This window comes from Bradyrhizobium sp. (assembly GCF_030693485.1).
In the GTDB taxonomy this organism is placed as follows: Bacteria; Pseudomonadota; Alphaproteobacteria; order Rhizobiales; family Xanthobacteraceae; genus Bradyrhizobium.
The window spans coordinates 1-7,726 of the sequence record NZ_JAUYAN010000161.1; the positions used below are offsets into that span (position 1 = coordinate 1).

6 protein-coding genes and 3 pseudogenes are annotated in these 7,726 nt (G+C 64.7%); 4 read left to right on the forward strand and 5 right to left on the reverse strand.

What is annotated here, in order from left to right; genetic code table 11:
- From Q8N40_RS11815 to Q8N40_RS11825, 3 genes are all read right to left on the reverse strand, one after another.
- A partial coding sequence (locus Q8N40_RS11815) for an efflux RND transporter permease subunit (RefSeq protein WP_305711942.1) occupies positions 1-3,071 on the reverse strand: 3,071 nt, incomplete at its 3' end.
- Positions 3,068-4,039: an efflux RND transporter periplasmic adaptor subunit gene (locus Q8N40_RS11820; RefSeq protein ID WP_305711945.1), complete on the reverse strand. Its 972-nt coding sequence runs from the start codon at positions 4,037-4,039 to the stop codon at positions 3,068-3,070. The genes Q8N40_RS11815 and Q8N40_RS11820, both read right to left, overlap by 4 nt.
- 117 nt (positions 4,040-4,156) lie before the next feature.
- Positions 4,157-4,465, reverse strand: coding sequence for a helix-turn-helix transcriptional regulator (locus Q8N40_RS11825; RefSeq protein ID WP_305319407.1), 309 nt, complete (start codon positions 4,463-4,465; stop codon positions 4,157-4,159).
- Between the two features lie 128 nt (positions 4,466-4,593).
- On the opposite strand from Q8N40_RS11825, the gene Q8N40_RS11830 reads away from it, so the two are divergent.
- Genes Q8N40_RS11830 through Q8N40_RS11840 form a run of 3 tightly spaced genes read left to right on the forward strand, consistent with a single transcriptional unit; the run spans position 4,594 to position 6,575 of the window.
- Positions 4,594-5,880, forward strand: a complete 1,287-nt coding sequence (locus Q8N40_RS11830; protein ID WP_305711943.1) for an NAD(P)/FAD-dependent oxidoreductase — start codon at positions 4,594-4,596, stop codon at positions 5,878-5,880.
- Positions 5,877-6,320, forward strand: coding sequence for a thioredoxin TrxC (gene trxC, locus Q8N40_RS11835; protein WP_305711944.1), 444 nt, complete (start codon positions 5,877-5,879; stop codon positions 6,318-6,320). Before Q8N40_RS11830 ends, trxC begins: the two co-directional genes overlap by 4 nt.
- Positions 6,321-6,371: 51 nt before the next feature.
- The gene (locus Q8N40_RS11840; RefSeq protein ID WP_304871304.1) at positions 6,372-6,575 is read left to right on the forward strand and encodes a DUF2892 domain-containing protein; all 204 of its coding nucleotides are present in this window, start codon (positions 6,372-6,374) and stop codon (positions 6,573-6,575) included.
- A 79-nt stretch (positions 6,576-6,654) separates the two neighbouring features.
- Here the strand turns inward: Q8N40_RS11840 and Q8N40_RS11845 are convergent.
- Positions 6,655-7,033 (reverse strand): annotated as a pseudogene (locus Q8N40_RS11845) (TonB-dependent receptor plug domain-containing protein); the annotation flags it as partial.
- Position 7,034: 1 nt separating this feature from the next.
- On the opposite strand from Q8N40_RS11845, the pseudogene nikR reads away from it, so the two are divergent.
- A pseudogene (gene nikR, locus Q8N40_RS11850) lies at positions 7,035-7,289 on the forward strand (nickel-responsive transcriptional regulator NikR); the annotation flags it as partial.
- 209 nt (positions 7,290-7,498) lie between these two features.
- Here nikR and Q8N40_RS11855 read toward each other — a convergent pair.
- Positions 7,499-7,726, reverse strand: a pseudogene (locus Q8N40_RS11855) (hydroxymethylglutaryl-CoA lyase); the annotation flags it as partial.

A 7,726-nucleotide genomic window follows, 5' to 3' on the forward strand; every position in this document is an offset into this window, starting at 1 on the left:
GCAGCCCCGATCATGGCGGCCAGCGCGGTGAGCAGGATCGGCTTGAACCGCACGGCGCCGGCTTCCAGCACGATGTCGCGCGTCGACCTGTTCTCGCCGCCGCTGTGGCGGATGAAGTCGACCAGCAGGATCGAATTGCGGACGATGATGCCGGCCAGCGCAATGAAGCCGATCATGGAAGTCGCGGTGAACGGCGCACCCAGCAGCCAGTGGCCGATCAGGATTCCGATCAGCGTCAGCGGAATCGGCGTCAGGATTACCAGCGGCAGGCGGAAGCTGCGGAACTGGGCCACGACCAGCACATAGATCCCGAGGATCGCCGCGCCGAACGCGGCGCCCATGTCGCGGAACGTGACGTAGGTGATCTCCCATTCGCCGTCCCACAGCAGCGTCGGGCGGGACTCGTCGGACGGCTGGCCATGCAGGCTGATCACGGGCTTCTGGAGCTTGCCCCAATCATGCGCCTCGATGCGGTCGGCGACCGCCAGCATGCCATAGAGCGGCGCCTCGTACCGGCCCGCGAGCTCGGCCATCACCATGTCGGCAAACCGGCCGTCGCGGCGGAAGATCTGCGGCGAGCCTTCCTCGACGCTCGCCTTCACCAATTGCCCCAGTTCGACGACGGTCTTGCTGCCCGGCAGCGTATTGGCGGGCACCGGCGTCGAGGCGAGCGCCTCCGTCCAGGCGAGATCGCGCTTCGGCAGCCGGACCGCGATCTCGATCGGATTGCGGTCCTCGCCGCGGTGCGAATAGCCCACCGACACACCGCCGAACAGCGTCTGGATGGTATCGTAGACGTCGCGCTGTTCGACGCCGAAGAATTCGAGCCGGTCCTGGTCGATCGACAACCGCAGCCGCGGCCGCTTCTGCCCGATCGAATCGTCAATATCGACGATGAACGGCACTTCGGCGAAGATTTTCTTCAGCTCGCCGGTCACCGCCCGGCGAGTTGCCGCGTCGGGCCCGTAGATCTCGGCCAGCAGCGTCGCCAGAACCGGCGGTCCCGGCGGCACCTCGACCACCTTGATGCTGGTGCCGGCGGGCACGCTGACGGCCTTCAAGCGCTGGCGCAGATCGAGCGCGATATCATGGCTTGCCCGCTTGCGGTCGGAACGCGCGGCGAGATTGACCTGCAACTCACCCAGTTCCGGCCGCTCGCGGAGATAATAGTGCCGCACCAGGCCGTTGAAATTGAACGGCGCCGGCGTGCCGGCATAGGACTGCACCGATGTGATCTCCGGCAGGCCGCGGGCGACATCGGCTGCGGCGAACAGGGTCCGCTCGGTGTCTTCGACGCTGGCGCCCTCCGGAAGGTCGACGACCACCGCAATCTCGGACTTGTTGTCGAACGGCAGCAGCTTGACCGTCACCGACTTGGTCGCGAACAAGGTCATCGACAACAGGGTCGCGACGCCGACGCCAATCAGGAAGATCCAGGCCGAACGCTTGCTGGCAACGATCGGGGTTGCGATGCGGCGATAAAGGCGGCCGAGCGCGCCTTCGTCATGCGCGGCATGCGCCACGCCGACGGCACCCTCCTTCGGCGCCAGCCGCAGCATCAGCCACGGCGCCACCACCATCGCCACGAAGAACGAGAACAGCATCGCCGCCGAGGCATTCGCCGGAATCGGCGCCATATACGGACCCATCAGCCCCGACACGAACAGCATCGGCAGCAGTGCGGCAACGACGGTCAGAGTCGCAACCACGGTCGGATTGCCGACCTCGGCAACGGCCTCGATGGTGGCCTGCAATCGCGGCCGGCCATCCCGCATCGCCCAGTGGCGGGCGATGTTCTCGACCACCACGATGGCATCGTCGACCAGGATGCCGATCGAGAAAATCAGGGCGAACAGGCTGACCCGGTTGATGGTGTAGCCCATCAGATTGGCAGCAAACATCGTCAGCAGGATGGTGGTGGGAATCACGACCAGCGTGACCAGCGCCTCGCGCCACCCGATCGCGATCGCGATCAGGACCACGATCGAGATCGTCGCCAGACCGAGATGAAACAGCAGTTCGTTAGCCTTCTCGTTCGCGGTCTCGCCATAGTCCCGGGTGACGGTGACCACGACCTCGTCGGGAATGAGGCGCGACTTCAGCCCCTCAAGCCGGTGCTTGATTTCCTCGGAAACCACTACCGCGTTGGCGCCCGCGCGCTTCGCAAGCGCCAGGCTGACCGCGGGGACCCGCTCCCATTTGCCCTTGCCGTCGCGCGCATCGTTCCAGACACGGTGTTCGGTCGCACTGGGTCCGATGACGACGCTGGCGACGTCCTTGACGTAGACCGGACGTCCGTCCCGCGTCGAGATCAGCAACAGGCCGATGTCGGGAATGCCGGCAAGGGTCTGGCCCGCCGACACACTGCGAACCGTGCCCGCGTCGCGGACCTGTCCCGCCAGGAACGAGCGGTTGGCGTCCTTCACCTTGGCGACCAGCTGTTGCAGCGTCACGCCGAACAGCGAGAGTTTTTCCGGATCGGGCTCGACCCGGATTTGCTGGGCGGCGCCGCCGGAAATATAGGGCAGGCCGATGCTGTCGACCTTCATCAGTTCAGAGCGCAGCTTGTCGGCGAGTTCGTAAAGGTCCTTGTCCGTCCACCGGTCGGCCGCTTCCGGTTTCGGCGAAAGCGTCAGCACGGTCACGGCGACGTCGTTGATGCCACGGCCGACGATTAGCGGCTCGGGGATTCCGACCGGAATGCGATCGAGATTGGCGCGGATTTTCTCGTGAACGCGGAGGATGGCATCCTCGGACTTGGTCCCGACCAGGAAGCGTGCGGTGACCATGACGCGGTCGTCCTCGGTCTGGCTGTAGACGTGCTCCACGCCGTCGATGCCCTTGACGATGGATTCGAGCGGCTTGGTGACCAGTTCGACCGCGTCCGGCCCGCGCAGTCCGTCGGCATTGACGCGGATGTCGACCATGGGGACGCTGATCTGCGGCTCTTCCTCGCGCGGAATCGCGACCACGGCAATCATGCCGACAACAAGCGAGGCGAGCAGGAACAGCGGCGTCAGCGGGGACCCGATGGTCGCCCGGGTCAGGTGGCCCGACAGTCCGAGATTCACGGCTGCACCAACTGGTCGCCGGGACGAATGCCGGACAGGATCTCGAGGCCATCGGGGAACTCAGGGTTGGCCAGAGGGCGGCCCCGCTGCACCGGCGCGCTGATGGTGCGGTCGGCCTGGCGTATCTGGACGTAGTCGATGCCATAGCGCGTGGTGACGTAGTTCGACGGAACCACGAACGCTTTCCGCTCGCCGCCGGAGATCCAGACCCGCAAGCGGTCGCCGACGAAATACTCTCCGAGATTTTCCACGGTGGCGTCGGCGATCACGCGGCCGTCCTCGATCTGCGGATAGACTAGATCGATCACGCCCGATTTCGGGCTCTGGTCGCCGAATTCGGCGCCGTCGACCCTGATCCTGTCGCCGGCCTTGAGGAAGCGGGCATGCCGCTCCGGCACCCGCAGCCTCAGTTTGAAATCCTGTTGCGCGATCATCGCCACGGGATCGCCCGGCAGCACGACGGAACCGACCGCGACCAGCTTCTTCAGCACGCGGCCGCCGGCCGGCGCCAGCACCTGGCCTTCGTTGAATTGCTGCTGCACCACCGCGCGTTCCGCGGACTTCGCCCGCAGGCCGTTATCCGCCACGTTGAGCGCGGTGCGCGCCTCATCGAGCCTGACGCGCGGAAGCGTGCCGCGCTCCACCAGGCCCTCGATCCGGGTAAAATCAGTCTGCGCCTGACCGGCCTGCGCCTGCAGGGCGTCGATCTGCGCATCCAGCGATTTCATCTGCAGCGCAAGCTTGTCGTCGGCGATCACGGCGATCGCCTGCCCGCGCGTCACCGGATCGCCTTCGCGAACATTGAGCTGAACGACCGTGCCGCCGATGCGGCCACGGGCCGGCACCACGCTGATGCTCTCGACGGTGGCGAATACCGCCTTCGCGTCGGCGACCGGCCGCAGGGCTACGGTCAGGGTCTCGCCGGTGGCGGAATTGGCGCCGAACGCCACCGCCGCGAGCATGCACATCGTCGTCAATCCGCTACGCATCGTAATTGCCTTTCCGCACGAATGGCGGCTGTCGCAGCATCGCATGAAGTTCACCTCAACAACCTTGAGGTGCCTCAAGGTGTCGCCTGCGCGCTGCTATAGTTTTGCTTTCGGTTTTCGGGCCTTCGGCGCGCAATAGACCAGATAGAGGGTCTTCAGGACCTCGCGCGCGGGGTCGCTGGCGATCGAATAGTAGATCGTCTGGGCGTCGCGCCGCGCCGCCACCAGGCCATCCTTGCGGAGCAGCGCAAGATGCTGGGACACCGTGGAATCACGCAGGGTCAGGAACCCGGCGAGATCTCCCACCGAGCGCTCGCCGTCGATCAACTGGCAGATGATCAGCAGCCGGTGCCGGTTGGACAACGCCTTCAAGAGGTCGCTGGCCTGGTCGGCCGCGGATTCCATTATCGCGCTATCTATTTTCATACTTGCGTATATACGCGAGTTCGCATATATAGTCAAGCGACGCGGCCAACGAACCGGGGAAAACCGGCGCAGCCGTCAGCAGGGGAATACAGCCAACGGAGACGACCATGTCGGAAGTTGTCGTTATCGGAGCCGGCCTCGGCGGAACGCTGATGGCCTATGAACTGTTGCCGCAGTTGAGCAAGGGCGACCGCCTGACCGTGGTTTCCCAGGGGCCGATGTATCATTTCGTCCCCTCCAATCCCTGGGTCGCGATCGGCTGGCGCAAGCGCGGCGACATCGAGATCGACCTTGTGGACATCATGAAGCGCAAGGGCGTGCGGCTGCTGACGCAGGGCGCGCAGCGCGTGCATCCCGCGGAAAATCGTATCGAGCTCTCGGACGGCGTTTCGATCGATTACGATTACCTGGTGGTAGCCACCGGGCCGGAGCTCGCATTCGACGAGATCCCCGGGCTCGGGCCGGACGGCCACACCCAGTCGATCTGCCATGTCGACCACGCGACCCACGCCAAGGACGCCTTCGAGAAGCTTGCGGCAAACCCGGGACCGGTGGTGATCGGCGCTGTGCAGGGCGCTTCCTGCTTCGGTCCCGCCTACGAATTCCTGTTCATTCTGGAAACCGAGCTGCGCCGCCGCAAGTTGCGCGATCGCGTGCCGATGACCTTCGTCACCTCGGAACCCTATATCGGCCATCTCGGCCTCGACGGGGTCGGCGACACCAAGGGCCTGCTCGAAAGCGAAATGCGCGAGAAGCACGTCAAATGGATCACCAACGCCCGGGTCAAGGGCGTCGAGCAGGGCAAGATGACGGTCGAGGAAGTCGCCGACGACGGTTCGATCCGCAAGACCCACGAATTGCCGTTCGCCTATTCGATGATGCTGCCGGCATTTCGCGGCGTCGGCGCTGTCAGGGGCATCGAAAAGCTGACCAACCCCCGCGGCTTCGTCATTGTCGACAAGCACCAGCGCAATCCCGAATATCCCAACATCTTCGCGATTGGCGTCTGCGTGGCGATCGCGCCGATCGGCGCCACCCCGGTCCCGGTCGGGGTGCCGAAAACCGGTTTCATGATTGAATCGATGGTGACGGCGACGGCGATGAACATCGGCGCGCTGCTAAAGGGCCAGACGCCGGTGGCGCAGCCGACCTGGAATGCGATCTGCCTCGCCGATTTCGGCGACTCCGGCGTCGCCTTCCTGGCACAGCCGCAAATCCCTCCGCGCAACGTCAACTGGTCATCGAAGGGCGAATGGGTCCATCTCGCCAAGGTTGCGTTCGAGAAATATTTCCTGCGCAAGATCCGGCGCGGCGAGAGCGAGCCGTTCTACGAACGCTTCCTGCTCGACAAGCTCAACATCGCCAAGATCAAGGAGGTCAGGACCGAAACATGAGTGCAAGTCACCAGGTCGTCTGCGGGCATTGCGGCAGGATCAACCGGCTGCCCGCCGAACGGACCGCGACGAATGCCCGTTGCGGATCATGCCATCAGCCGATGTTCAGCGGCCATCCCATCGAAGTGGACGAGCAGGCATTCGACCGCCATCTCGCGCACAACGATGTTCCGGTGCTGGTCGATGTCTGGGCGCCGTGGTGCGGTCCCTGCCGATCGATGGCGCCGATGTTCGAACGCGCGGCGCAGCAGCTCGAACCGGCAGTGCGGCTGTTGAAACTGAACTCGGACCAGGCGCCCGCGGTCTCTTCCCGCCTCGGGATCAGCGGCATCCCGACCTTGCTACTGATGCGCAACGGCCGGGAAATCGCGCGGACCTCAGGTGCGATGGACACCAGAAACATCGTGGCATGGACGATGGCCGGGCTTGCCCGGCCCTGACGCTTCAAACCCAAAAGACCCAAGCAAGAACTCAACCAAAGGAAATACGTCATGAATATCGATAAGGCAGTGCTCGCTTTCGCCGGATGCATGGTGCTTCTCAGCCTCGCGCTGGGCTGGCTGGTTAGTCCCTACTGGTTCCTGCTGACCGCCTTCGCCGGGCTCAACATGCTGCAGGCAGCGTTCACCGGATTCTGCCCGGCGGCGATGATCTTCAAGAAGCTCGGCCTGCGCGGCGGCAACGCGTTTTCGTAATCGCCAGTGCCTTGCCCGGATCGGATCGGAACCGGCCCGCCAATGTCAGCCGAACCGCCAATGGCTCCACCGGATGGATAGGCCGTTCCCACGGGCCGCTATATTTGGTGCCCTCGATCGCGGCGAGCAGCGTGCCGGCGCCGACCGCGGTCGAGCCGGCGGCAACCCGCGCAGATGGCCGAAACTGCCAAAACTGATCTCGGCAAGATTCTTCGGCAGCCCGGTGAGATAGTCGATGTCGACGGAACCGCGGAAGCGAAATCGCCCTTGTCGGCGAAGTAGGGACCCTTGCGGACATTGACCGCCCCGACCAGTTCCGGAATCAGGAAGTTGATGTCGGCATAGCCCTGGCCGTGGCCGCGGGTCCGCATATTCACCGGTATGCCGTCGACCGTGATGGCAAGGTCGGTGCCGTGGTCGAGATTGAAGCCGCGCAGAAAATACTGGTTGGCTTTGCCCGCGCGCGGCCTGTCGAAACGCCTGGTGCGGAATTTTCACGGCCACCACGAATTGTCGCTGGCGACGCTGCACGTCCATCTCGACGACGATAGCTGCATGGAGGTGACGGCGCTGAAGGGCGCCGCCAGCGAAGTGCAGCATTTCGCCGACCACATCATCGCCGAATGCGGCGTGCGCTACGGCCGCGTGGTGATGATCCCGACCGCAGGGACCAGGAAGAAGCGAGCGAGCAAGACCAAGCACAAGCACGATTGAGGAACGGCGCTTCTCTTATCCCTCCCCCCGCGCGGCCCTTCGCCGCGTGGTGGGGAGGGTGGCCGGCCGAAGGCCGGTCGGGTGGGGGGTGTCTCAGCAAGTGATCCGGCAGACGAATGCGTTGAAGCAGCCCCCCACCCGTCACCTCGTTCGCTACGCTCACGAGGTGCCACCCTCCCCACCGCTACGCGGGGGGAGGGAGAAGAATTTCACGCCGCCTTCGCCGTGCCGCCCGGCAATCCGGCCCGCGCCAATCCGCCATACAGCGTCTCGCCGGGCATTTCCGATCGCAAGATCCCGCGCACCGCGATCAGCCTCTCGATATCGATGCCGGTGGCAAATCCCTTGCTCTCGCAGAGAAACGCCAAATCCTCGAACACCACATTGCCGGTGGCGCCGGGCGCGAACGGACAGCCGCCGAGACCGCCAAGCGAGCC